The organism is Bradyrhizobium neotropicale (assembly GCF_001641695.1).
GTDB classification, from domain to species: Bacteria; Pseudomonadota; Alphaproteobacteria; order Rhizobiales; family Xanthobacteraceae; genus Bradyrhizobium; species Bradyrhizobium neotropicale.
The window spans coordinates 1-24,204 of sequence record NZ_LSEF01000063.1 but is presented as its reverse complement, the minus strand read 5'-3'; the positions used below and the strand labels follow the sequence as shown (position 1 = coordinate 24,204).

The following is a 24,204-nucleotide window of genomic DNA, read 5'->3' as shown; positions in this document are numbered from 1 at the left end:
GAACGGGGAGAGGGAGAGGAGACCTCACTTCACCTTCGGCAGCACCTGCTTTACGACCTGCTTGCCTTCCACGACCTCGACCAGGAAGCTCTGGCGATCGATGTCGCCGTTCTGGTCGAAGGTGACGTCCATCAGGATGCCCGGCTCGTCCGCGGCCTTGATCGTCAAGCCGTGCAGCGTGTCCGCGAACCCCTTGGAATCGACCTTGCCCATCTTCTCGGTGGTGGCTTTCACCATGTAGACGGCGAGATAGCCCTTCAGGCCGTTGTGGTCGGGCACGTAATTGTACTTCTTGGCGAACTTGTCGCGGAACGCCTTGATCAGCTCGACAGGCGCGTCGGTGGTGAGGCCGACATGGCCGCGCGCGCCGTTGGCGGCGTCGCCCGCGAGCTCGATCACCTTCTGGCCGATCAGCGTGGTCTCGCCCATCAGCGGCGCGGTCACGCCCTGGCGCTTCAGCTCCTTGAGGATGCGCGCGCTCTCTTCCTCGTTGAGATAGACGAAGACGGCGTCGGGATTGGCGGCCTTGATCTTGCCGACGTCGGCGGCGAAGTCGGCCTGGCCGGCTTCGGTCGAGAGGTCGGCGACGACCTTTGAGCCGAGGCGGTCGAGCTCCTTGACGACGACGTCGCGCCCGCCGCGGCCAAAGTCATTGTTGACCCAGACCACTGCGACCGTCTTCGCCTTCATCTCGTCGTGGATGTACCTTGCGACCTTCGGCATCGAGGATTGCTGGCCGAACGAGGTGCGGAACAGGAACTTGTTGCCGGCCTGCGTCAGCTCGGCGGCCTCGCCGCCCATGATCTGCGCGATGCCGGCTTCGGCTGCGAGCGGCGCTGTCACCTTCACGGAGCCGGAGTAGCCGGGTCCGAGCAGCACGTAGGGCTCGGCGTCGAGCGCCTTCTGCACTTGGGCACGGGCGACACCAGGGTTGGATTGCGAGTCGGCGTGGGTGACCTCTAACTTGCGGCCGAGCACGCCGCCCTTGGCGTTGATCTCCTCGATCGCGAGGTCGATGCCATTCTTCCAGTTGGTGCCGACGGTGGCGCCGCCGCCCGAGAGTTCGGCGACATCGGCGAGCTTGATCGCCTGGCCATGGGCGCCGGTTGCGGCAGCAAAGGCAAGCAGGGCGCCTGCCAGAATGGTCGATCTCATCGTCTCCTCCAGTTCGCTTGATGGTGTCAGCGGCCTTGTGTCCGGCCGCTTGGGTTACGCTGCGTGATAGGTTGAGCTTCGTGTCGCCATCACCTCGTCGAAAGCCTCTCCCATGACTTCGGTCGATGGGGCAAGGCCCGTGAACAGCTCGAAGGCATCGGCGGCCTGATAGATCGCGAGCTCCCGCCCGGTCATGATGCGCGCGCCATTGGCGCGCGCTGCCGCCAGCAGCGGCGTGATCAGCGGCGAATAGACGGCGTCGGCGACCCACAATCCCTCGTGCAGCAGCGTGGCCGGGACCGGCATGCCCCGGTTCGGCAGCATGCCGACCGGTGTACCGTTGACGAGGCCGGTTGCGCCATCAAGCGCATCCTCGACGCTTCTAGCGACCCTGGCACCGCTTCGCGCTGCAAGCAGCGAGGCGAGTTTCCCGGCGCGCGCCGGCTCGCTGTCGAAAATGCGGATGTCGGCCACCTCCAGGCTCGCCAGCGCGAAGGCGATCGCCTTGCCGACGCCGCCGGCGCCAATGACGGCAACCGCGTTGGCAGATGGCGCCAGCAGCGGCGCCACTGCGCGGGCAAAGCCCGTGGTGTCGGTGTTGTGGCCGATCAGCCGACCGTCCCTGACGACGACGGTATTGACCGCGCCCATGGCGGCGGCGCCCGGCGCCAGCTCGTCGAGCAGCGGGACCACCGCCTCCTTGTAGGGATAGGTGACGTTGATGCCGGCGAAGCCGAGACGGCGCACGCCCTCGAGCAGCGTGCTGAGCAGTGCGGCATCCGCGCCGGCGATCTCGATGAGCTGGTAATGGCCACGCAAGCCGAGCGCCTCGGCGGCGCGCTCATGCATGGCGGGAGAAGCGGAGTGTGCGATCGGCGCGCCGAGCAGGCCGGTGAGGAGCTTCTTGCTGGTGGCGGGTCCGCGCTTCGACATGATCCACTATCGTCTCGTGAGGGGCGTTGTTTCCCGGCCATTAGCGGGGAAATCCGCGCAATTCCAAGAGTGACGATAGACTTTCCCTTGCCTAACACAATTACTCATTTATCCGGCAAACCTAACATGGTGTTATTTTCGCCGGCCGCGCGCCGCGCCGCCTTTTCCATTGCTGCGGGAGGGCTCGACAGCGCGCATCTCGGCGCGCAGCGCCTCGATGAAATATTCGACGTGGAGCGACAGCGGCGCGCCGCGCTTTACCGCGATGTAGGTGTCGAACCGCGTCGGCTCGGTGATCTTCAACAGCTCGATTCCGGGGTAGCCGCCATGGGCGACCGTGAACTGGTCGATGATGGCGATGCCGAGCCCCGCCTTCACCAGCGCGCAGACCGTGGTGCCGAAGCGCGCGCGGATGGTGATGTTGTAGTCGAGCCGGTGGCGCGCGAAGATCTCGGCCATGATCCGTCCATAGGGATCGTTGGGATCGATGCCGATCAGCGGATAGCGGGTGATCTCGGCCGCCGAGACCTGCTTCCGCCCGGCGAGCTCGTGACCGGGCGGCACAATGCAATAGAGCTCGCCCGAGGCGAGCGGCATGAAGTCGAGGCCGGAATGCTCGAGCCGGTAGCTCATCGCAACGCACTCGCCACGGCCGAGCAGGAGGTAGTCGATGGCCTCCTCGAGCTTGAGGATGTTGATGTCGATGCCGAGATCCGGATAACGGCGCCGGACGCGCTCGATCGCGCGCGGCACCATCACCTGCGAGATGCTCGGCACCGAGCCGATGCGCAGCTCCGACAAGCCGCCGCGTCCGATCTTGGAGATGATCTCGGAGAGATCGTCGACCTTTTTGTAGACGCCGTTGATCTGCTCAAAAATGTTCTCCGCCTCCGGCGTCGGGAAGTAGCGGCCGTTCTGACGCTGGAAGAAGCGGATGCCGAGCGAACGCTCGGTGTATTTGACCAGCCGGCTGATGCCGGGTGCCGACACGTTGAGCAGCTTCGCCGCGCCGCCGATGGTGCCCGTCACCATCACGGCACGGATCACTTCGACCTGGCGCAGCGTCATCATGTCCCGGACATCCCGAAAGGCGATCGCGGCGATCATCTCACGAGCAATGTGAGGACTTCCAGCGGCAAATGCTTGTCAACATGGAGAGCCGCGCGGCGCTTCACCCTCCCCCTCCAGGGGAGGGTAAGCGAGGGCGCGGCTCGCAACGGCGGAGCAACGCGGTCAGATTGTTGGACTAAAATCGGCGCGTACAAATGGAGAGGCGGCGGCGTCGCGCGATGGGTTTCATCGGCAACGTTGCAGCAACAGCGCGGCTCAGTTCGCCGGGCCCTCGGGGGAAGCGCTGTCGGGCAGCTTTGCGCGCTCGCTTTCCAGCACTTCGCGCGCGAACTCGATGATCTTCTGCTTGTTTGCCGTTTCGCGGACGGCGAAAAACACGCGGTTGAGTTCGAGGCCGAGCACGCTGTTGAGGGCGATGTTCTCGTCTTCCATCGTGGTTTCCCGCTTCGGACGATCGGAGGTGTATCTTGACGCCCATTCTTCCACAAGTAGATTAAATCTTCGGCGCGCGTGTCGCACCGGGAAACTACGGGAGCAGCGAATTGAGGCAGCCCCCAAAGACGTGCTATACCGAACGGCAAGGGACGGGAATCTCGCTGATGTCCGCCGTTGACTATGGCCGGGAAGCGCTCGACTTCATCGAAGGTCTGGGAGCCTACAGGAGGGTCCCGGATGCCATGGATGCGCTTGAAACAGCGTTCAACCGCTTCGGGTTTGAGCACATGATCGTGACGGGTTTACCGAATCCCGATCAGCGCTTCTCGCAGATGGTGCTTGCCAAGCGTTGGCCAGCGGAATGGTTCAAGATCTATACCGAGAGGAACTTCGACCGCGTCGATCCGGTCATCCGCAAATGCCGGCAGACGGTGAATCCGTTCGAATGGTCCGAGGCGCCCTATGATGCGGAACTCGAGCCCGGAGCTGTCGAGGTGATGCGGCGGGCCGCCGATTTCCGTATGTCGCGCGGCTTCGTCGTGCCGATTCATGGCCTGACGGGCTATGAGGCTGGCGTCTCGCTCGGTGGCGTCAACCTCGATCTCAATGCGCGCAGCAAGCCGGCGCTGCATCTGATGGCGATGTACGGCTACGACCACATTCGGCGTCTGCTCGATCCGGTGCCGCATCCGTCGACGCGGCTCACGCCGCGCGAGCGCGAGGTGATCGCCTGGGCCGCGCAAGGCAAGTCCGCTTGGGAGATCGGCGAGATCCTGAGCATTACCCAGCGCACCGCAGAAGAGCACCTTGCAACCGCCGCGCGCAAGCTCGGCGCGGTCAACCGGACGCATGCGGTTGCGATCGCGATCCGCCACAGAATCATCAATCCATGAGCCTCTGCGCCTACTGGGAAATTTCCCAATAGTCGTGCCGGGCTTTTTTTCCGAGGCTTCCCCCATTTCGAGCTATGGGGGACTTCATGATTCATGTGATTTCTGCCGACAATCGACACCTCTATGAAGAGGTGATCGAGCGGCATTTCCAGGTGAGGCACGAGATCTTCGTCGAGGAGCGCAAGTGGGAAGCGCTGCGCAGGCCCGACGGCCGCGAGATCGACGCCTATGACAATGAGGACGCGATCTATTTGCTCGCCCTGGAGGACCGCCGCGTGCTCGGCGGCTCTCGGCTCTATCCCACCACCAAGCCGACGATGATGAGCGAGGTCTTTCCGCATCTCGCCGCGGTGCGCGGCTGCCCCGCCGATCCGCTGGTGTGGGAGTGGTCGCGCTTCTTCGTCACGCGCGATCGTCGCGACGGCGCGTTCAACCTGCAACTGATGGCCGCGGCGCAGGAGTTCTGTCTCGAACAGGGCATCGAGCGACTCTGCCTGGTCATGGAGACCTGGTGGTTGCCGCGCTTCCACGACATCGGGTTCGTCGTGACGCCGCTCGGATTGCCGGCCCTGATCGAGAACTCGTGGACCATGGCGGCAACGATCGAGGTTCGCCAGCAGTCGCTCGATGTCGTGCGGGAGCGCATCGGGATGACGCAGGTCATCCAGCAGGACGGTCCACGCATCGATGCCATCGCCCGTGCCAACAGCTGCGGCCTTGCCGCAGCGCAACGAAAGACCGCCTGAGATGTCGAATATCATGCGGGACATCCAGATCATGGCACAGACGAAGGACGAGAATCTCGGCTACATGTCCGACATGGCGCTCGAGCTCGCGCAGATGGCAGAGGACTCCGGATTGGCGACGCTCGCCTATCTGTTCCGGATGGCGGCGCTGGAAGCTTCCACTGTGGACACCGTCATGGCCGAACCGGACGACTTTTCGCACCAGATGACGTCGCATTAGACGCATCCTCTTCCTTTCCCGAAGGACACGCTTTCAACCTCCCCCGCAAGGGCAGGGCTAACGCATATGCTCTTGCGGCGCGAACGCGCTCGGCCTTCATGGTTCGAGACGCGCCGTAAGGCGGCGCTCCTCATCATGAGGGTCTAGGATTTCGCCGCGAAATAAGACCTCATCCTGAGGAGCCCGCCAAAAGCGGGCGTCTCGAAGGATGGGCCGCTAGGAGCCTACCTGCCACCGAGGTGATCACGCGCATCCCGTCGTCCCACCTGCGCGCAATGAGTTGCAGCCGGACGTCATCAGCAACCTGACCGTTCAACATCCACCAATCGCTCCGCCGTGGAAGCCGTAGGTGCGGCAGCTTGACCCATTCGCGCGGCAACTCTCTTGCGAGGCTGCTCGGCTGCGGGCATCGAGCTGCAACAAAGTGCATGTCTGGCGCAGAATCGCTCTTGCCTCGGAACGATACTGCCATTACCCATTTTTCTGCCTTGAAGAGGCGGGGGGAGCTCTTTCACTGATGGCGACCGTGTTCGAACATCGGCGCGACTCTGCGTGCGCCTGAAAGAGTTTTGATGCTGCTCGTCGTCGAACAATTCTTGAACGGATTGCAGTTCGGCCTGCTGCTGTTCCTGCTCGCCGCCGGCCTGACGCTGGTGTTCGGGATCATGGATCTCGTCAACCTCGCACACGGCTCGCTCTACATGATGGGCGCCTATTTCGCCGCGACCTTCGCGGCGTGGACCGGCAGCTTCGTCCTCGGCGCGCTGATGGCGCTCGGCGCGACACTGCTGCTCGGCATCGCGCTAGAAGTTACGGCACTGCGGCATCTGTACGGACGCGACCATCTCGACCACGTGCTGGCGACCTTCGGCCTGATCCTGTTCTTCAACGAGGCCGTGCGACTGATCTGGGGCCCGGCGGGCCTCGCGCTGCCGCTGCCGGCCTGGCTCACGGTGCCAGTGCCGATCCTGCCCGGCATCCACTATCCGGCCTATCGGCTCGCGATCATCGTGGTGGCGCTGCTGGTGGCGCTGCTGCTCTATCTCGGCGTGATGCGCACCCGCATCGGCATGCTGATCCGGGCCGGCGCCTCCAACCGCGAGATGATCGGCGCGCTCGGCATCAACATCAAGCTGCTCTACACGCTGGTGTTCGGCCTGGGCGCCGCGCTCGCAGGCCTTGCCGGCATGATGCAGGCGCCCATCCTCACGGTGCAGATCGGCATGGGCGAGAACATCCTGATCCTCGCCTTCGTCATCATCGTGATCGGCGGCATCGGCTCGATCCGCGGCGCCTTCCTCGCCGCGATCTTCGTCGGCATGATCGACACGCTTGGCCGCGCCTTCCTGCCCAACCTATTGCGGCAGGTGCTGAACGGCGCTGCCGCCTCCACCGCTGCGCCCGCGCTGTCGTCCATGCTGATCTACCTCCTCATGGCGATCGTGCTGGTGGTGCGGCCGGAGGGGCTGTTTCCGGCCAGCCGTCGATGAAGGGTTTGAACGTGAGCAAGGCCGTCACGGCCCTGATGCTGGCGGGCCTCGTGCTGCTGCCTCTGTATTCGTCGCTGTCCGGCAACATCTTCATCCTGACACTGTTCACCCGCATCGTCATCCTGGCGTTGGCCGCCGCGAGCCTCAACCTGATCATGGGCTATGGCGGCATGATGAGCTTTGGCCACGCCGCCTATCTCGGCATCGGCGGCTATGCCGTCGGCATTCTGGCGCAGGAAGGCGTCGGCTCCGGCTTCGTCCAGTTTCCGGTCGCGCTCGCGGCCTCCGCGCTGTTTGCGCTCGTGATCGGCGCGCTGAGCTTACGCACCCGCGGCGTCTATTTCATCATGATCACGCTCGCCTTCGCGCAGATGGCCTATTACGTCGCCTCGGGCCTCGCGCGCTACGGCGGCGACGACGGCCTCACGGTCTACAAGCGCAGCGACTTCTCCGGCCTGATCAACCTGTCGGACCGCGTGCAGTTCTACTATCTCTGCCTCGCCGGCCTCCTCGGCGTGATCTTCCTGATCTGGCGCGTCGTCAATTCGCGCTTCGGCCTCGTGGTGCAGGGCCTGCGCTCCAACGAGCAGCGCCTGCAGGCGATCGGCTTCCCGGCCAAGCGCTACCAGCTCGTCTGCTTCGTCATTGCCGGCACCATGTGCGGGCTCGCCGGCGCGCTGCTCGCCAACAACACCGATTTCGTCAGCCCCGCCGTGATGTACTGGACCCGCTCCGGCGACCTCATGGTGATGGTCATCCTCGGCGGCATGGGCACGCTGTTCGGCCCGGTCATGGGCGCGGTGGTGTATCTGCTGCTGGAAGAATTTTTGTCGCAGATCACCGAATACTGGGCTCTGATCATGGGCCCGCTCTTGCTGCTGATCGTGCTGTTCGGGCGCGGCGGCATCATGGGCCTGCTCGGGAGGCTCAATCGTGGCTGACCCGCTGCTTCGCGTCGAAAAGCTGGTGCGCCGCTTCGGCGGCATCACGGCGACGGATAACGTCTCGCTCGACGTCGCGGCCGGCGAGCTGCACGCCATCATCGGCCCGAACGGTGCCGGCAAGACCACGCTGATCAGCCAGCTCACCGGACATCTTGCCCCGCATGCCGGTACCGTCTCGCTCGGCGGCCGCGACATCACCTATCTGCCGGCCTATCGCCGCTGTGCGCTGGGGCTTGCGCGCTCGTTCCAGATCACCTCGCTGCTGCTCGATTTCACCGCCGCCGACAATGTCGCACTCGCTGCGCAGGCGCATGCCGGCACGTCGTTCCGCTTCTTCGCCAATGCGCGCAAGGAGAAAGGACTGCGCGATGCCGCGCACGCCGCGCTCGACCGCGTCGGCCTGTCCCATCGCGCCGATGTCGTGGTATCCCGGCTCAGCCATGGCGAGCGGCGCGAGCTCGAGCTCGCGGTCGCGCTCGCGAGCAAGCCGAAACTGCTGCTGCTGGACGAGCCGATGGCGGGCCTGGGCGTCACCGAATCCCAGCGCATGGTGAAACTGCTGCAGGAGCTGCGCAAGGAAGTCTCGATCGTGCTGGTCGAGCACGACATGCCGGCGGTGTTCGCGCTCGCCGACCGCATCTCGGTGCTGGTCTATGGCCGCGTCATCGCCTCGGGTGATCCGGCCGCGATCCGCCAGAACGACGAAGTCAAGCGCGCCTATCTCGGCGACCAGCATGTGGTGACGCACCATGGCTGACACGCTGCTCGACGTCGACGGCATCGAGACCTGCTACGGCCTCTCCCAGGTGCTGTTCGGCCTGTCCCTGTCTATCAAGCCCGGCGAGATGGTCTCGCTGATGGGCCGCAACGGCATGGGCAAGACCACGACCATCCGCTCCATCATGGGCCTGACGCCGGCGCGCGCGGGGGCGATCCGTTTTGCCGGTGCGGAGGTGCGGCAGCTCCCGTCCTACAGGATCGCAAAGCTCGGCGTCGGACTGGTGCCCGAGGGACGCCAGATCTTTCCGAACCTTAACGTGCGCGAAAATCTCGTCGCGGCCGCCGCCGATCGCTTCGGCAGCGACAATCCCTGGACGCTCGCCGCGATCTACTCGCTGTTTCCGCGGCTCGCCGAGCGCGCCTCCAACATGGGCAACCAGCTTTCCGGCGGCGAGCAGCAGATGCTCGCGATCGGCCGTGCGCTGATGACCAACCCGAAGCTCCTGATCCTGGACGAGGCGACCGAGGGCCTGGCGCCGCTGATCCGCGAGGAGATATGGAACTGCCTGTCGATGCTGAAGAAGCGCGGGCAGTCGATCCTTGTGGTCGACAAGAACGTCGACCACCTCGCCCGCATCTGCGACCGCCACTACATCATCGAGCGCGGCAAGACGGTGTGGAGCGGCACATCGGACGAGCTGATGGCCGAACCGGATCTGCAACACCGGTATCTCGGGATTTGAATTTCGATTGACGGCTGGAGGGGCGGCACGCGTGCGTCGGTCGTGGAAGACGCTGCCGCGGCCTCGTCATTGCGAGCGTAGCGAAGCAATCCAGTATCTTTCCGCGGAGGCAGTCTGGATTGCTTCGCTTCGCTCGCAATGACGGAGGAGAGGACTACCTGCCATTCACCAATAGATCCCGTGGCGGTGCAGCTCGCGGACGACGCGGGACTCGGCCGAGGGCGCGCGGTGCTTCGGCTTGGTCGTGGTCGCGGTTTGCGTGGGTGCGGCTGAACTCGTCGCGGCTGGCGCTGTCGTGGCTGACGTTGTCGACGTCGGCGTCGTGGTTGCCGTCTGCGTGGTCGTGGGCTGTGGCGTGGCGAGAGACTGCGTCGTCTGAGGTGTGCTGGCCGCCGGCGTGGCCGGCTGCTCGGTCGCTGGCTGGCTGGCCAAACTCAGGCTCCGCGAGCCGGCATTCGCCTGGGTCGCAACAAGCGCCACTGCGGCGATCAACATGAGCTTGCGCATGGAAGCCCCCGTTATCTGGTCAATCCACCTTACCTAAATAGCGTTCGCCCGCTATCGGGACAGGTGATGCGTACCGATTTCAATCAGGGTTGTCCGGCAGGACAGGCGATAAATCAGGCTGAACAATTGGTCCCACATGATCGAACTCCACTGTTTGATCACTTGGCTGCACGCTAAGGCCGCAGTCTTTCCGGCGGTTTTCGCGGCGTCAGGAAAATGGTTTCGTCGGCGGGGGGAGTTATGTCGTCGGAGCAGGCGGGACGAAGTCGTCTCACGGGGGTGTGAGGGGATCAAAACATCTCGAAATATTCGCGGTGCTCCCAGTCGGTGACCTCGGCGAGGAAGCGGTCGATCTCGGCGTTCTTGATGTGGGTGTAGTAGTCGACGAACTCGGCGCCCAGTTTCTCGCGGAAGAACGGATCGTCCTTGAGCGCAGCGACCGCATCGCGCAATGACTTCGGCAGCAGCGGGGCCTTGGTCTCGTACGGCGTATCGGCCGACGGGCCCGGATCGAGCTTGCGGTCGACGCCGTCGAGGCCGGAAAGGACCTGCGAGGCCATGTAGAGATAGGGATTGGCGGCGGGCTCGCCGACACGGTTTTCCAGGCGTGTGGCCGTATCGTTCGCTCCGCCGAGAACGCGGATCATCACGCCGCGATTGTCGCGGCCCCAGATCGCGCGATCCGGTGCCAACGAATAGGAGCGGTAGCGCTTGTAGCCATTGATGGTCGGCGTGGTGAACACGGTCGCGGCGCGGGCGTGGTCGAGCAGACCCGCAAGATAAGCGCGGCCGAATTCGCTCAGCGGCTCGCCGCCTCCCTTCGCCATGAACAGGTTCTCGCCGCTCGCGCGCGAGACGATCGATTGGTGCAGGTGCCAGCCGCTTGCGAACAAATTGGCCAGCTTCGGCCGGCACATGAAGGTGGCGTGATAGCCGTGCCGCCGCGCAATCTGCTTCACGGCAGAGCGGAATAGCACCATGTTGTCGGCGGGCTCCAGCCCCTTCTTCGGCTGGAAGGTGAACTCGCACTGGCTTGGTCCGAACTCGACCTCGACGGAGCGCAAGGGAAGCCCGAGCGCGACGATGTCGCGGCGCAGGATTTCCAGCACCGGCTCCATCTGATCGAAGCGCTGTTCGGTGAGATATTGATAGCCGTGGCTGAGCAGGCTCACCGAGGGCGGCGTGCCGGGCTGGCCGGCGTCCTCCGCGCGCATATGTGCGTCGTCGAGCTTGAAGATGTGGAATTCGACCTCGAGCCCCGCGACGAAATCGTGGCCGCGCTTGCCGAGCTCATCGAGCGCCTTGCGATAGAGCCCGCGCGTTGCGAACGGCACGGGCCGGCCGTCATTGAAATAGAGGTCGCACAGCACCCAGCCTGTCGCCGGCGCCCAGGGCAGCACGCGGAAGGTGGAGGGGTCGGCGACCATCAGCACGTCGGCCGCGCCCTCCATCTCCTTCATGCCGAACCCGCCGCCGGCGGTGAACACCGGAAACACCGTGCGGTGCGAGGTGTCCTTGGCGAGCATCGTCGTGGTGATGGAGCAGCCGCTTTCCAGCGAGGCGATCGCCTCGGAGGCGATGATGGTCTTGCCGCGCAAGATGCCGTGCTGGTCCGGGAAGGCGAGGCGGATGACCTCGAGGTTCTTCTCCTCGACGATGCGGGAGAGCCGCGTCGCCGCGTCCTTCTGCTCATCCGACCACAGCGCATGACGCGCGATGAACGTCACTCCAGAACTCCTTCAGTCGTTGGGTGCGAAATATGCGCCGCATGCTCCGTCACTGCGAGCGGAGGATAGGCTTTCACGCTCGCTCCGCTGCCGTAGGGTGGGCAAAGCGAAGCGTGCCCACCACGCCCCGTTGTCCGCATGGAAGGATGGTGGACACGGCGCATTGCGCCTTTGCCCACCCTACGGGTTCCGCCCATGAGCCTCACTCCGCCGCCGTCAAATGGTGCACCTTGCCTTCGATCTCCTTCGGCACCGGCGCGGTCCAGGGTGCGCCGCGGCGGCGCTTGACGTCGACTTCCATCCAGTAGAGCTCCCAGCCCTGGGTCGGCCCGATGCCGTCCATGGTGGCCGGCCCCTGGATGCTGCGGGCCTTGCTCTCGTCCAAGAACAGCATCGGCCGCTCGCCGCCCACGACCTTCTCGATCTCCTGCCGCAGCAGACGGCGATATTGCACGATCGCCTTGTCGCTCTGGCCGAGATGCTCCTTGGTGCGGTCCTGGATCGCGCCCATCGATTCCACCGCCCACTGGTCGTGGACGTTGATGTCGGTGCCCATGCCGGTGTAGGTCGCGGTCGCCTGCTCGTGCGGATCGAAGCCGTAATCGTTGCTCTTGTTCTTGCGCGAAGTGTAGTCGGGCAGCTCGTAGAGCTCGAGGCGCTGGTCGCGCATCTTCTGCTTGTCGACCGGGTTGGTGTAGCTGGTGAAGATCGCGTACCAGTAGCAGTTCTCGTCGTCGACCGGCACGTGCCACTGCGTGATCGTAATCTCCGTGCTCATGGGGATGACGAAGCCGTGCGGGAAGAGCTGGTTGGTCACCCGCACATGGGTGCGCTCCTCGTCGATCTCGCGCAGCGCGATCAGCCGCAGGCCGTATTCGGTGTGTTCGACATTGATGATCGGGCGGTCGTATTCGCGCAGGATTTTCGTCATCGGCAGGTCGCTTCCTGCTGACGCGCCGCGGAACTGCTTGCCGTAGGCGGTGGAGGTGTCCTCGTCCTCGAAGAAGCGGTGCAGATAGGAGGCGTGCGCGGGATCGATGCCGACCTCCAGCGCCTGCAGCCAGTTGCAGGCCATGTGACCCTTGAACGCAAAGGTGTGCGTGCCCGGTGCGACGAAGCAGTCGAGCTCCGGAAAGGCGGGCGGGGTGCCCTCGCCGAGATAGGCCCAGAGGATGCCGCTCTTCTCCACCACGGGATAGGAGCGCTGGCGAATGTTCTGGCAGAGCTTCGAGTCCTTCGGCTCCGCCGGTGTCTCGATGCACTGGCCGGTCGCGTCGAACAGCCAGCCATGGAAGGCGCAGCGCAGGCCGCCATGTTCGAGTCGGCCGAAGGCGAGGTCGGCGCCGCGATGCGCGCAGTGGCGGTCGATCAGCCCGTAGCGCCCCTGCTCGTTACGGAACAGCACCAGGTTTTCGCCGAGCAGTTTGACCGGGCGGATCGGACGCGCGCCTTGCAGCTCATCGACCAGCGCCGCCGGCTGCCAGTAGCTCCGCATCAGCTTTCCGCAGGGGTCCTTCGGCCCGGTGCGGGTGATCAGGTCGTTCTGCTCCTGGCTCATCATGGCGGTCGCGTCCTTTTTCCGGAGGGGCGTTGTGTTCGCCTATTGAACTAATGGGCGAATTATGACATGACTTGGATCGGCAGCAAGCACTATTTTGCAGGAATCTCCCGACACCCATGCCCAAGCTGAAGCGGAGCGAGACTGACGAGCGCGCGACGGATTTCGTCGAAAGCCTCGATCGTGGCCTGCGCCTGCTTCAGTGCTTCGGCACGACCGCGGGCCCGATGACGCTGAGCGATCTCGCCCGTGCCGCCGAGCTGCCACGCGCCACGGCGCGCCGGATGCTGTTCACGCTTCGGCGCGGCGGCTTCGTTGCCGGTGACGGCAAGCTGTTCTCGCTGACTCCGCATGTGCTGACGCTAGCGGCCTCGTATTTGCGGTCGAGCCAGCTCGTCGCCGTGCTTCAGCCCGTGCTCGACCGCGTCGCGACCGCGGCGCAGGAGATCTCCTCGCTTGCGGTGCTTGATGGCGACGACGTCGTGTTCATCGCCCGTGGCGGTCCGGCGCGCGTGTTCTCGGGCGGACTGGAGATCGGCTACCGGCTGCCGTCGTTTTGCACATCGGTCGGCCGCGCCATGCTCGGCCAATTCGAAGATGCCGACCTCGCTGTGCGCCTGAAGGCCATGAAGCGCGAGACGCTGACGCCGCAGACGGTGACCGATCCCGAGGCGCTGCTTGCACGCATCATCGCCGACCGCGCGCAAGGCTATTCGCTGGTCGACCGCGAGGCCGAGCCGCATTTCCGCTCGATCTCCGTTCCCCTCCGCCGCTACGACGGCGTGATCGTCGCCGCCATCAACATGGGCGCCCATGTCGATCGCGTGCCGTCGCAGGAGCTGCTCGACCGATTTCTGCCCTTGCTGCGGGAGGGTGCGGAGTCGGTGCGGTCGCAGTTGCTGTAGCTGTGTCGGGTGGGCTAGCGAAGCGTAACCCACCACTTGTGCAGCAAGGATCGACGGAGAGGTGGGTTACGCTGACGCTAACCCACCCTACACTCCTGCCGTTTGTGCTATAATGTGCTCCACACAAGACCAGGGAGCACGCCATGCAACACACCATGGTTCCCAGTGATCGCGTGGAGCACGTCGCCGTCTATGGCTGTGACGGCACGAAGCTCGGCACGATCGAGCGATTGATGCTCGATAAAGTGAGCGGAACGGTCGCCTATGCCGTGATCAAGACCGGCCGGCTGCTCGGCACTCACCACCATTATCCCCTGCAGTGGAGCGCGCTGAAATATGATCCGGGACGTCAGGCCTTCCAGGTTGAGCTGACGCCGGAGCAATTGAGCAGCGGCCCCTGCGAGGTCGATGGCGATGAATTCGACTGGGGTGACCGCTCGCGGCCCTACCAGCATCCGAATTACTGGTCGATCTAGGCGATCGCATTCATTCGTTCTGATTCTCCGCCTCGCGCTCCATGTCGCGGCCGCGAGATCTTTCCCCGCTGATCGGCGCTCTCACTGCCGGTTGCGCATCCAGTCGGCGAGGCCGGACAGTGCGCGATCGAGGTCCTGTCGCGCGATGGTGTGTGCGACCGTCTCCTCCAGCGCGCCGCGCATGCAGAGCAGCCAGGCATCGCGTTCCCCATCGCCGATGGCAAAACCGATGTGGCGCTGGCGCAGCCGCGGATGGCCTTTCTCGACAGAGTAGACCCGAGGGCCCCCGGTCCATTCGGTGAGATAGCGCTTCAGCACGTCCTTGATGTCGCCGAGGTCGGCCGCATGCATGGCGCGGATCACTCTCGCCTCCGGCAGCGTATCCATGCGTTCGTAGAAACGGTCGACCAGCCGATCGATCGTGGCACTGCCGCCGATCCGCTCGAACATGGAAACCGCGGCGTCGCTATCAGTCATTCGTCATCCCAAGGCTTGCTGTTGGGCCGGATATAGTGGCATTGCGGCGCGCCCACAAACTCCGCCGTCGTCCCGGACAAGCGAGCGTCAGCGAGCGCTGATCCGGGACCCATATCCACACGAAGTTGTTTGGCGAAGACTCCTGGTTGCTATCTCACGCAACGTCTTCCCCTGGGGTTATGGGTCCCGGATCTGCGCTTCGCTTGTCCGGGACGACAGCGGAGAGGCTGGATGGCGCGGAGGATCAACCGCCTACAGCGCGACGCTGCGCAATCCAAAACTGCGGGCTTCGTTCTGGAGTACGGGGCGCACTGCGTCGATCAGGCGGGCGGCGGCGGCGTCGACGGAGAGGCCCGCGGTATCCACCACCGCCGTCGCACGCGAATACAGCGGCTCGCGGCTCAGCAGAATGTTGCGCAGCTCCGTCATCGCGGAGCGGTCGTCGGCCATCGGGCGCAGATCGCCCTGGCGGCGCACGCGCGCCATGTGCTCCTCGGGCTCGGCCTTCAGCCAGATCGTGTAGAACGACGACAGGATCTGGTCGAAGGTCAAAGGCTCCGAGACGATGCCGCCGCCGGTTGCGAGCACCATCAGCTCGTTGCGCGCCAATAGCTGTTGCAGCGCCGCCTGCTCCATGCGGCGAAAGCCTTCCTGGCCGTAGAGTGCGATGATCTCGGCGATCGAAAGCCCGTTCTGCTCCTCGATCGCCTTGTTGAGCTCGACGAAGCTCCAGCCGATCTTCTTCGCCAAAATCTTGCCGAGCGTGGACTTGCCGGCGCCGCGCAAGCCGATGAGCGCGATGCCGCAGAACGGCGCGCGCCGCGGCGCGGATGCGCTGCCGCCGGCGAGCAGATCCTTGGCTTGCGCGATTTGGGTAGGCGTCGCCTTGCGCAGGAGATCGCGAAACATCTGCCAATCCGGCGTCGGATCGGCGCTAGGAAGCAGATCTTCGAGATGCGCGCCCATCGCGTCAGACACGCGGCGCAAGAGCACGATGGAGACGTTGCCCTTGCCGCTTTCGAGCTGCGCGATGTAGCGCTCCGAGATTCCCGATACCTTGGCGAGCACCTTGCGCGACATGCCGCGCAGCGCGCGCATGGTGCGCACGCGCTGGCCGAGCTGTTCGAGAAACCGGGATTCGGCGTCGGGACTGTCGGTCATGGACTACAGATCATGGGCCTTCTTTAGCGGAGGTCCCGCGGCGCATTTTAATGAAACATAATGCCTGATAGCATTGACAGCAAGCCGTCACAGTGTCTTTCTATGAATTATAATTCTAAATTCTGGGGAGAAGTCCGTGAGCGAGGGATCCTATAACGCGGTGACCTGGCTGCTCGATCGCAACGTCGAGCAGGGCCGCGGCAATAAGCTGGTCTTCGACGACACCGTCTCGCGACTCACCTATGGCGAGCTGCAACGCGAAACGCGGCGCGCCGCCAACATGCTGCGCCGTCTCGGCGTCCGCCGCGAAGAGCGCGTGGCGATGATCATGCTGGACACGGTCGATTTCCCGATCGTGTTCCTGGGTGCGATCCGCGCCGGCATCGTGCCGGTACCGCTCAATACGCTGCTGACCGCCGATCAGTACGCCTACATCCTCGCCGACTGCCGCGCGCGCGTGCTGTTCGTGTCCGAGGCGCTCTATCCCGTCATCAAGGACGTCGTCGGCCGCATGCCGGACCTCGAGCATGTCGTGGTGTCCGGTGCCAAGATGAACGGCCACAAGCAGCTCGCTGAAGAGCTCGCGGGCGAGAGCGATCAGTTCACGACCGCCGCGACGCATCCCGACGAGCCGGCGTTCTGGCTCTATTCGTCGGGCTCGACCGGCATGCCCAAGGGCGTGCGTCATCTGCACTCGAACCTGCAGGCAACCGCCGACACCTACGCCAAACAGGTGCTCGGCATCCGTGAGAACGACGTCTGCCTCTCCGCGGCAAAGCTGTTCTTCGCCTATGGCCTCGGCAATGCGCTGACCTTCCCGATGTCGGTCGGCGCCAGCGTGGTGCTGAACAGCGAGCGGCCGACGCCGGCGCGGATGTTCGACCTGATGAACCGCTACAACCCGTCGATCTTCTACGGCGTGCCGACGCTGTTCGCGGCGATGCTCAACGACGAGACGATGAAGAGCGAGCGCGGCGGCAGCGCTTTACGCATCTGCACCTCGGCCGGCGAGGCGCTGCCTGAGTCCGTCGGCAATAGCTGGAAGGCACGCTTCGGCGTCGACATTCTCGATGGCGTCGGCTCGACCGAGCTCTTGCACATCTTCCTGTCGAACGCGCCCGGCGACATCAAATACGGCTCGTCGGGCAAGCCGGTGCCGGGCTATGCGGTGCGGCTCGTCAACGAAGCGGGTCAGGACGTCGCCGACGGCGAAGTCGGCGAGCTCCTGGTCGATGCGCCCTCGGCCGGCGAGGGCTATTGGAATCAGCGCCACAAGAGCCGCCGCACCTTCGAGGGGCCGTGGACCCGCACCGGCGACAAATATGTCCGTGATGCCGATGGCCGCTACACCTTCTGCGGCCGTGCCGACGACATGTTCAAGGTCTCCGGCATCTGGGTCTCGCCGTTCGAGGTCGAGAGCGCGCTGATCACGCATCCGGCCGTGCTGGAGGCCGCCGTCGTGCCCGAGGCCGATCCGGAAGGCCTGTTGAAGCCAAAGGCCTTCGTCGTGCTGCGCCCCGGCGCCAAGACGGCGGATTTGCAGGAAATGCTGAAAGAGCACGTCAAGCAGAAGATCGGCCCGTGGAAATATCCGCGCTGGATCGACGTGGTGGAGTCCTTGCCGAAGACGGCGACGGGGAAGATTCAGCGCTTCAAGTTGCGGGAAGGGACGAACTGAGCGTGCAGGCCAGTCGCGCCCAAGCTCCGCTGCGCACCCTCCCCTGGAGGGGGAGGGTGCGGACGGAGCGAATAGGAATAAGAACATGACAAACCTCACCCCCACAGGCTTCCTCACCATCGACGGCGCCAGCCTCGAATACAAATGGCTCGCGCCGCAAGATCAGAACGCGCCGACCATCGTCATGCTGCATGAAGGGCTCGGCTCGGTCGGGTTGTGGGGCGACTTCCCGGAGAAGCTGCAGCAGGCCACCGGCGCCGGCATCTTCGTCTATTCGCGCGCGGGCTATGGCCAGTCGAGCCCGGCGAAGTTGCCGCGGCCGCTCGACTACATGCAGCGCGAGGCGATGGATGTGCTGCCGAAGATCCTGGAGGCAATCGGCTTCATGCGTGGCCTCTTGCTCGGCCATTCCGATGGTGCCTCGATCGCCGCGATCTATGCCGGCGCGCATCAGGATCACCGCCTCAGCGGCCTCGTGCTGATCGCGCCGCATTTCATCGTCGAGGACATCTCGGTGAAATCAATCGCCGAAATCAAGACCGCTTACGAGACCACCGACCTGAAGACAAAGCTCGCGCGCTGGCACAAGGATGTCGACAACGCCTTCTATGGCTGGAACGGCGCCTGGCTCGATCCGGAATTCCGTGACTGGGACATTTCCGAGTACCTCGCCTACATCCGGGTCCCCGTCCTGGTCCTGCAAGGTGTCGATGATCAATATGGGACACTGCGCCAGGTCGAGATTGCGCAGGAAGAGTGTTATTGTCCGGTAGATTTGAAAGTCATTTTAGGCGCGGGGCATTCCCCGCATCGTGAAGCGCCGGGAGCGACGCTTGACGCGATTGTACAATTTGCAACGGCGGCCCTGCGCGACGACTGGGGATTTCAGGGACGCGCCGCATGATCTGTTGGAGGCGCACTTTCGATGAGTGTGCCGCCAACCGCGAGCGGCCCGCTGCCGTGGCCGCAATGGGCCTATGTGCCGGGCGAGACCAGCGCAGTCGATGCCGATTACGAGACGCTCGCCATGGCCAAGGCGCTCGTGCCGGCGGCCTTCCGCGGCCATGTGCCGGCGCGCCATCCGGCGCTGCGCTACGGGCTCGCGCTCAACGACCGCGGCTATTTCTGGGAAGCGCAGGAGGTGCTGGAAGCGGTGTGGGCTGCGGCCCCGCAAGGCGGCCGCGAGCGCATCCTGCTGCGCGCCTGCATTCACGTCGCCAATGCCAATTTGCGGCTGCGGATGCAGCGGCTGCATTCGGCCGCGCGTCTGTTCGGCGATGCGCTCGGCGAACTGCGCGGGTTGAACTCGCGCAAGGCAGCCCCCGTCGGTGACGGCTTTGTCGAGCGCTTTCCGGTCGCGGCACTGGTCGCGTTGCTCCTGGCCAAGCTCGGTGCCGAGAGGCTTTCCAAGGCCGATTGGATTTCCTTCGGCGCTATCTTGCGCTGAGAAATCTTTATGAAGCAAAGTGCATGTAGCGCCGATTAAGGGCTAGACGGGTCTAAAAAGATGCACTATTGTGCATCTAACGGTTAAAGACCGAGGCTCATAATCAAGCTCAAGGGTGGCCCATGGCCGGGGAAGATCGTCGCCTCGCAGGCGGTGCGACATTCATCGATTTCCAGACCGATCCGTCCCGCTACCGGCACTGGAAGCTCGCAATTGAGGGCGACGTCGCGACGCTGACCATGGATGTCGACGAGAACGGCGGCCTGTTCGAGGGCTACCTGCTCAAGCTTAATTCCTACGATCTCGGTGTCGACATCGAGCTGGCCGACGCGATCCAGCGGCTGCGCTTCGAGCATCCGGAGGTGAAGGTCGTGCTGTTGCGCTCGGCCAAGAACCGGGTGTTCTGCGCCGGCGCCAATATCCGCATGCTCGCCGGCTCGACCCATGCCCACAAGGTCAACTTCTGCAAGTTCACCAACGAGACCCGCAACGGCATGGAGGACTCCTCGGAGAATTCCGGCCAGCGCTTCATCACCGTGGTGAACGGCTCCGCCGCCGGCGGCGGCTATGAGCTCGCGCTTGCGACCGATCACATCATCCTCGCCGATGACGGCTCTTCCGCTGTCGCGCTGCCTGAAGTGCCGCTGCTCGCGGTGCTGCCGGGCACCGGCGGTCTCACCCGCGTCGTCGACAAGCGCAAGGTGCGCCGCGACCACGCCGACTTCTTCTGCACCATCGAGGAAGGCGTGAAGGGCAAGCGCGCCGTCGCCTGGCGCCTGGTCGACGAGATCGCGCCGAACTCCAAGCTCGAGGCCAAGATCGCCGAGCGCGCGAAGGAATTCGCTGGCGCCTCGAAGCGCAACGGCAGCGGCAAGGGCATTGCGCTGACGCCGCTCAAGCGGACGATCGACGAGAACAGCGTCCGCTACGGCTTCGTCAGCGTCGATATCGACCGCGCCGCCCGCATCGCCACCATCTCGATCAAGGCGCCGGAGGCCGCGCCGCCCGCCGACATCGACGGCATGATGGCGCAGGGCGCCTCGTTCTGGCCGCTCCAGGTCGCGTGCGAGCTCGACGACGCCATCCTGCATCTGCGCATCAACGAGCTCGAGATCGCCATGCTGGTGTTCAAGAGCCACGGCGATCGCGCCCATGTGCTGGCCTGCGACGCGTTCCTCGAAGCCAACAAGGCGCACTGGCTGGTCAACGAGATCCGCCATTACTGGAAGCGCGTGTTGAAGCGCATCGACGTCACCTCGCGCACGCTGGTGACGCTGGTCGAGCCCGGCTCCTGCTTTGCCGGCACGCTCGCCGAGCTCGTCTTCGCCGCCGACCGCTCCTACATGCTGATCGGCGCGCGCCAGGGCGACAACCGCCCGCCGCCGTCGATCGAGCTCTCCGCCATGAACTTTGGCCCGTATCCGATGAGCCACGGCCTGACCCGGCTCGAGTCGCGCTTCCAGGCCGATCCGTCCGATGTGGAACGCGCGGAGGCCACCGTCGGCACGACTCTCGACGCCGAGGCGGCCGAGGAGCTCGGCCTCGTCACCTTCGCGCTCGACGACATCGACTGGGACGACGAGGTTCGTGTGTTCCTGGAGGAGCGCGCGAGCTTCTCGCCCGATAGCCTCACCGGCATGGAGGCGAGCCTGCGCTTCGTAGGTCCCGAGACGATGGAGTCGAAGATCTTCGCGCGTCTGACCGCGTGGCAGAACTGGATCTTCCAGCGCCCCAACGCCGTCGGCGAGGAAGGCGCGCTGCGCCGCTACGGCAGCGGGCAGAAGCCGAAATTCGATATGACGCGGGTGTAACGACATTCACTGTGTCATGGCCGGGCTTATCCCGGCCATCCACGTGCTTGGCTCAAGAAGCAAGAACGTGGATGCCCGGCACAAGGCCGGGCATGACGGAAAGAGATCGCAAGGAGCACGGCCATGAACATGAACATCATGAACGTCGACTACTCGACCAAGATTCCGAACAACGTGAACCTCGCCGAAGACCGCCAGGTGCTGAAGGCGCTGGAAGGCTGGCATCCTGGCTACATGGACTGGTGGAGCGACATGGGGCCGGAGGGCTTCCAGGAGTCGCTGGTTTACTTGCGCACCGCCTATTCGGTCGATCCGCGCGGCTGGGCCAAGTTCGACTATGTCCGCATGCCCGAATATCGCTGGGGCATTCTGCTTGCGCCGCAGGAAGAAAACCGCGTCGTGCCGTTCGGCGAGCATTATGGCGAGCCGGCATGGCAGGAAGTCCCCGGCGAGCATCGCGCCATGCTGCGCCGCCTGATCGTGATCCAGGGTGACACCGAACCCGCGTCCGTCGAGCAGCAGCGGCATCTCGGCAAGACCGCGCCCTCGCTCTACGACATGCGCAACCTGTTCCAGGTCAATGTCGAGGAGGGCCGTCACCTCTGGGCGATGGTGTACCTGCTCCAGAAATACTTCGGCCGCGACGGTCGCGAGGAAGCCGACGACTTGCTGCGCCGCCGCTCGGGCGATGCGGACGCGCCGCGCATGCTGGGCGCCTTCAACGAGGCGACGCCGGACTGGCTGTCCTTCTTCATGTTCACCTACTTCACCGACCGCGACGGCAAGATGCAGCTGCACTCGCTCGCGCAGTCGGGCTTCGATCCCTTGTCGCGCACCTGCCGCTTCATGCTGACGGAAGAAGCGCACCACATGTTTGTCGGCGAGACCGGTATCACCCGCGTCGTGCAGCGCACCTGCGATGCGATGCGGGAGGCCGGCATCACCGATCCGACCGACATCGCGAAAGTCCGCGCGCTCGGCGTGATCGACCTGCCGACGATCCAGAAGAAGCTGAACCTGCACTACACGCTGTCGCTCGATTTGTTCGGCTCGGAGGTTTCGACCAACGCTGCGAACGCTTTCAACGCCGGCATCAAGGGCCGCTACCACGAGACCCAGATCGAGGACGATCACCAGCTCAAGAACGCGACCTATCCGGTGCTGAAGTTCATCAACGGCGAGATCAAGCTGGTCGACGAGCCGGCGCTGACGGCGCTCAACATGCGTCTGCGCGACGACTACAGCCAGGACTGCGTCAAGGGCATGCTGCGCTGGAACAAGGTGATCTCGACCGCGGGCTACGACTTCAAGCTGACGCTGCCCAACGTCGCCTTCCATCGCCATATCGGCGAGTTCAAGGACATCCATGCGACGCCCGACGGCATCCTCATCGATGATGCCACCTGGGCCAAGCGCCGGGACGAGTGGCTGCCGTCGACCAGCGACGGCGACTTCATCACCTCGCTGATGCAGCCCGTCACCGAGATCGGCAAGTTCGCCTCCTGGATCTCGCCGCCGAAAGTCGGCATCGACAACAAGCCCGGCGATTTCGAGTACGTGAAGATCGAGTCATAAGGGTTATGGGCTAACGCCCTTGCAACACAGAAGCTGTCATCACCCGCGAAAGCGGGTGATCCAGTATTCTAGAGGAGGTCGTGGCTGCGCAGAAATGCCGCGGCGTACTGGGCGGATTCAACCGCTCGTCGCAACACTCGAGCAAAAGAGGTTGCGATGGAGAAGCGTGTGCGGACAGATCGTCCCCGAGAGGTCCTACGAGAAGATTATAGACCGTTCTGGACTGCGATTGCCTTGGGGCGATCGAGCGGGGATGCTGCGGTTGAGGCCGGGGTGTCGCCGTCGGTCGGAGTACGCTGGTTCCGGAGGGCGGGCGGTATGCCGCCAACACATTTGTCGCGATCGTCCAAACCTCGGTCGGAGCGCTACCTGTCGTTCGCCGAACGTGAGGAGATTGCCATCTTGCGCGCGCAGGGGCATGGGGTGCGAGCCATCGCTCGTCAGCTCGGCCGGCCTCCATGCACGATCTCCCGTGAGCTCCGTCGCAATGTGGCGCGCCGCCATGGCGCTCCAGAGTACCGGGCGACCACGGCACAATGGCATGCTGATCAGTCCGCCCGACGGCCCAAGTTTGCGAAGTTGGCAATCAACCCGACCCTGCGGGATTATGTGCAGGACAGGCTTGCCGGTATGATCGCTAAGCCAGACGGGGCGCTCCTCGTTGGCCCGAAGGTCGTGTGGAAGGGCCGCCGGGCGGTGCATCGGCAAAACCGACGCTGGGCGACGGCATGGAGCCCGGAACAGATTTCTCGGCGACTTCGGCTCGACTTTCCCGAGGATGAGACGATGCGCATCAGTCACGAGGCAATTTATCAGGCCCTTTATGTGCAGGGTCGAGGAGCTTTGCGCCGTGAACTGACGGCCTGCTTGCGCACTGGGCGGGCCTTGCGGATGCCGAGGGCGCGCGCCCGCAAAGGCAGAAGCTTCATTCCTTCCGAGATCATGATCAGTCAACGTCCGGCGGAAGCTGCCGATCGAGCTGTGCCGGGTCACTGGGAAGGTGACCTCATCATGGGCCTCGGTAGTTCCGCGATCGGCACTTTGGTGGAGCGCACGAGCCGTTTTACCATTCTGCTGCATTTGCCGCGCATGACCGGTCAGGAACAGGATGCTCGCGTGAAGAATGGACCTGCACTCGCCGGACATGGCGCTGAGGCGGTGCGAGACGCCATCACCCGCGCAATCTTCACCATGCCCGAGCGACTGCGGCGGTCTCTAACCTGGGATCAAGGAGCTGAGCTGGCTCAGCACGCGCGTCTGAAGATCGATGCAGGCGTGCAGGTCTACTTTTGCGACCCTCACAGCCCGTGGCAGCGCGGCACCAACGAGAACACGAATGGGTTGCTGCGCCAGTACTTTCCAAAGGGGACGGATCTCAGCATGCACGATGCCGATGATCTGGAGGCCGTGGCTCTTGCACTCAACACAAGGCCCCGCAAAACCCTCGGCTGGAAAACACCGGCAGAAACCCTCGACGAATTGCTCCGAGTGAGCGATACACGGAGTGTTGCGACGAGCGGTTGAATCCGCCC

24 protein-coding genes are annotated in these 24,204 nt (G+C 64.3%); 15 read left to right on the top strand and 9 right to left on the bottom strand.

The genetic code is table 11. The annotated features are described in order from the left end of the window. Positions 1 to 24 precede the first annotated feature (24 nt). The 4 genes from AXW67_RS21485 to AXW67_RS42050 all read right to left on the bottom strand — a co-directional run bounded on the left by AXW67_RS21485 (position 25) and on the right by AXW67_RS42050 (position 3,591). Positions 25 to 1,155: an ABC transporter substrate-binding protein gene (locus AXW67_RS21485; protein WP_063679444.1), complete on the bottom strand. Its 1,131-nt coding sequence runs from the start codon at positions 1,153 to 1,155 to the stop codon at positions 25 to 27. Positions 1,156 to 1,209: 54 nt separating this feature from the next. Continuing rightward, the gene (locus tag AXW67_RS21480; RefSeq protein ID WP_063679443.1) at positions 1,210 to 2,088 is read right to left on the bottom strand and encodes a shikimate dehydrogenase; all 879 of its coding nucleotides are present in this window, start codon (positions 2,086 to 2,088) and stop codon (positions 1,210 to 1,212) included. A gap of 132 nt (positions 2,089 to 2,220) precedes the next feature. Continuing rightward, the gene (locus tag AXW67_RS21475; RefSeq protein WP_027549799.1) at positions 2,221 to 3,159 is read right to left on the bottom strand and encodes a LysR family transcriptional regulator; all 939 of its coding nucleotides are present in this window, start codon (positions 3,157 to 3,159) and stop codon (positions 2,221 to 2,223) included. Between the two features lie 255 nt (positions 3,160 to 3,414). Next, positions 3,415 to 3,591, bottom strand: coding sequence for a hypothetical protein (locus AXW67_RS42050; protein WP_145927762.1), 177 nt, complete (start codon positions 3,589 to 3,591; stop codon positions 3,415 to 3,417). Positions 3,592 to 3,758: 167 nt separating this feature from the next. On the opposite strand from AXW67_RS42050, the gene AXW67_RS21470 reads away from it, so the two are divergent. The 7 genes from AXW67_RS21470 (at position 3,759) to AXW67_RS21440 (ending at position 9,350) form a co-directional block, all read left to right on the top strand. Beyond that, entirely contained in the window at positions 3,759 to 4,487 is a 729-nt protein-coding gene (locus AXW67_RS21470; RefSeq protein WP_063679442.1) for a helix-turn-helix transcriptional regulator, read from the top strand. Between the two features lie 86 nt (positions 4,488 to 4,573). Then, entirely contained in the window at positions 4,574 to 5,233 is a 660-nt protein-coding gene (locus AXW67_RS21465; protein ID WP_063679579.1) for an acyl-homoserine-lactone synthase, read from the top strand. A 1-nt stretch (position 5,234) separates the two neighbouring features. Further along, a complete protein-coding gene (locus AXW67_RS21460) occupies positions 5,235 to 5,453 on the top strand; it encodes a hypothetical protein (RefSeq protein ID WP_027549796.1) in 219 nt (72 codons plus the stop codon). A 572-nt stretch (positions 5,454 to 6,025) separates the two neighbouring features. Beyond that, positions 6,026 to 6,943, top strand: coding sequence for a branched-chain amino acid ABC transporter permease (locus AXW67_RS21455; protein WP_063679578.1), 918 nt, complete (start codon positions 6,026 to 6,028; stop codon positions 6,941 to 6,943). Continuing rightward, positions 6,940 to 7,884, top strand: a complete 945-nt coding sequence (locus tag AXW67_RS21450) for a branched-chain amino acid ABC transporter permease (protein WP_063679441.1) — start codon at positions 6,940 to 6,942, stop codon at positions 7,882 to 7,884. Before AXW67_RS21455 ends, AXW67_RS21450 begins: the two co-directional genes overlap by 4 nt. Beyond that, entirely contained in the window at positions 7,877 to 8,644 is a 768-nt protein-coding gene (locus tag AXW67_RS21445) for an ABC transporter ATP-binding protein (protein WP_063679440.1), read from the top strand. Before AXW67_RS21450 ends, AXW67_RS21445 begins: the two co-directional genes overlap by 8 nt. Continuing rightward, positions 8,637 to 9,350 carry an ABC transporter ATP-binding protein gene (locus AXW67_RS21440; protein WP_063679439.1) on the top strand — a complete coding sequence of 238 codons (714 nt, stop codon included), beginning with the start codon at positions 8,637 to 8,639 and terminating at the stop codon, positions 9,348 to 9,350. The genes AXW67_RS21445 and AXW67_RS21440 overlap by 8 nt, the downstream gene beginning before the upstream one ends. A 165-nt stretch (positions 9,351 to 9,515) precedes the next feature. Here the strand turns inward: AXW67_RS21440 and AXW67_RS21435 are convergent, their stop codons facing one another. From AXW67_RS21435 to AXW67_RS21425, 3 genes are all read right to left on the bottom strand, one after another. After that, entirely contained in the window at positions 9,516 to 9,857 is a 342-nt protein-coding gene (locus AXW67_RS21435; RefSeq protein ID WP_063679438.1) for a hypothetical protein, read from the bottom strand. Between the two features lie 290 nt (positions 9,858 to 10,147). After that, entirely contained in the window at positions 10,148 to 11,584 is a 1,437-nt protein-coding gene (locus AXW67_RS21430) for a glutamine synthetase family protein (RefSeq protein WP_063679437.1), read from the bottom strand. 202 nt (positions 11,585 to 11,786) lie between these two features. Beyond that, on the bottom strand, positions 11,787 to 13,145 hold the full coding sequence (locus AXW67_RS21425; RefSeq protein ID WP_063679436.1) for an aromatic ring-hydroxylating dioxygenase subunit alpha: 1,359 nt from the start codon (positions 13,143 to 13,145) through the stop codon (positions 11,787 to 11,789). A gap of 116 nt (positions 13,146 to 13,261) precedes the next feature. On the opposite strand from AXW67_RS21425, the gene AXW67_RS21420 reads away from it, so the two are divergent. Beyond that, the gene (locus AXW67_RS21420; RefSeq protein ID WP_063679435.1) at positions 13,262 to 14,047 is read left to right on the top strand and encodes an IclR family transcriptional regulator domain-containing protein; all 786 of its coding nucleotides are present in this window, start codon (positions 13,262 to 13,264) and stop codon (positions 14,045 to 14,047) included. Between the two features lie 143 nt (positions 14,048 to 14,190). Then, positions 14,191 to 14,523, top strand: a complete 333-nt coding sequence (locus AXW67_RS21415) for a PRC-barrel domain-containing protein (protein WP_027549787.1) — start codon at positions 14,191 to 14,193, stop codon at positions 14,521 to 14,523. Between the two features lie 81 nt (positions 14,524 to 14,604). Here the strand turns inward: AXW67_RS21415 and AXW67_RS21410 are convergent, their stop codons facing one another. Beyond that, positions 14,605 to 15,000 (bottom strand): group II truncated hemoglobin, encoded by a 396-nt coding sequence (locus tag AXW67_RS21410; protein ID WP_063679434.1) that lies wholly within the window; start codon positions 14,998 to 15,000, stop codon positions 14,605 to 14,607. A 252-nt stretch (positions 15,001 to 15,252) separates the two neighbouring features. After that, positions 15,253 to 16,161: a helix-turn-helix transcriptional regulator gene (locus AXW67_RS21405; protein WP_063679433.1), complete on the bottom strand. Its 909-nt coding sequence runs from the start codon at positions 16,159 to 16,161 to the stop codon at positions 15,253 to 15,255. Between the two features lie 136 nt (positions 16,162 to 16,297). On the opposite strand from AXW67_RS21405, the gene AXW67_RS21400 reads away from it, so the two are divergent. From AXW67_RS21400 to AXW67_RS21375, 6 genes are all read left to right on the top strand, one after another. Continuing rightward, entirely contained in the window at positions 16,298 to 17,839 is a 1,542-nt protein-coding gene (locus AXW67_RS21400) for a benzoate-CoA ligase family protein (protein WP_063679432.1), read from the top strand. An 85-nt stretch (positions 17,840 to 17,924) separates the two neighbouring features. Then, positions 17,925 to 18,743: an alpha/beta fold hydrolase gene (locus AXW67_RS21395; protein WP_063679431.1), complete on the top strand. Its 819-nt coding sequence runs from the start codon at positions 17,925 to 17,927 to the stop codon at positions 18,741 to 18,743. Between the two features lie 21 nt (positions 18,744 to 18,764). After that, positions 18,765 to 19,286, top strand: coding sequence for a DUF309 domain-containing protein (locus tag AXW67_RS21390; RefSeq protein WP_063679430.1), 522 nt, complete (start codon positions 18,765 to 18,767; stop codon positions 19,284 to 19,286). Between the two features lie 122 nt (positions 19,287 to 19,408). Further along, on the top strand, positions 19,409 to 21,097 hold the full coding sequence (gene boxC, locus AXW67_RS21385) for a 2,3-epoxybenzoyl-CoA dihydrolase (protein ID WP_063679429.1): 1,689 nt from the start codon (positions 19,409 to 19,411) through the stop codon (positions 21,095 to 21,097). A gap of 123 nt (positions 21,098 to 21,220) precedes the next feature. After that, complete coding sequence (gene boxB, locus AXW67_RS21380) at positions 21,221 to 22,672, top strand: benzoyl-CoA 2,3-epoxidase subunit BoxB (protein WP_063679428.1); 1,452 nt, start codon at positions 21,221 to 21,223, stop codon at positions 22,670 to 22,672. A gap of 156 nt (positions 22,673 to 22,828) precedes the next feature. Next, the gene (locus AXW67_RS21375) at positions 22,829 to 24,196 is read left to right on the top strand and encodes an IS30 family transposase (RefSeq protein ID WP_201723621.1); all 1,368 of its coding nucleotides are present in this window, start codon (positions 22,829 to 22,831) and stop codon (positions 24,194 to 24,196) included. Positions 24,197 to 24,204 lie beyond the last annotated feature (8 nt).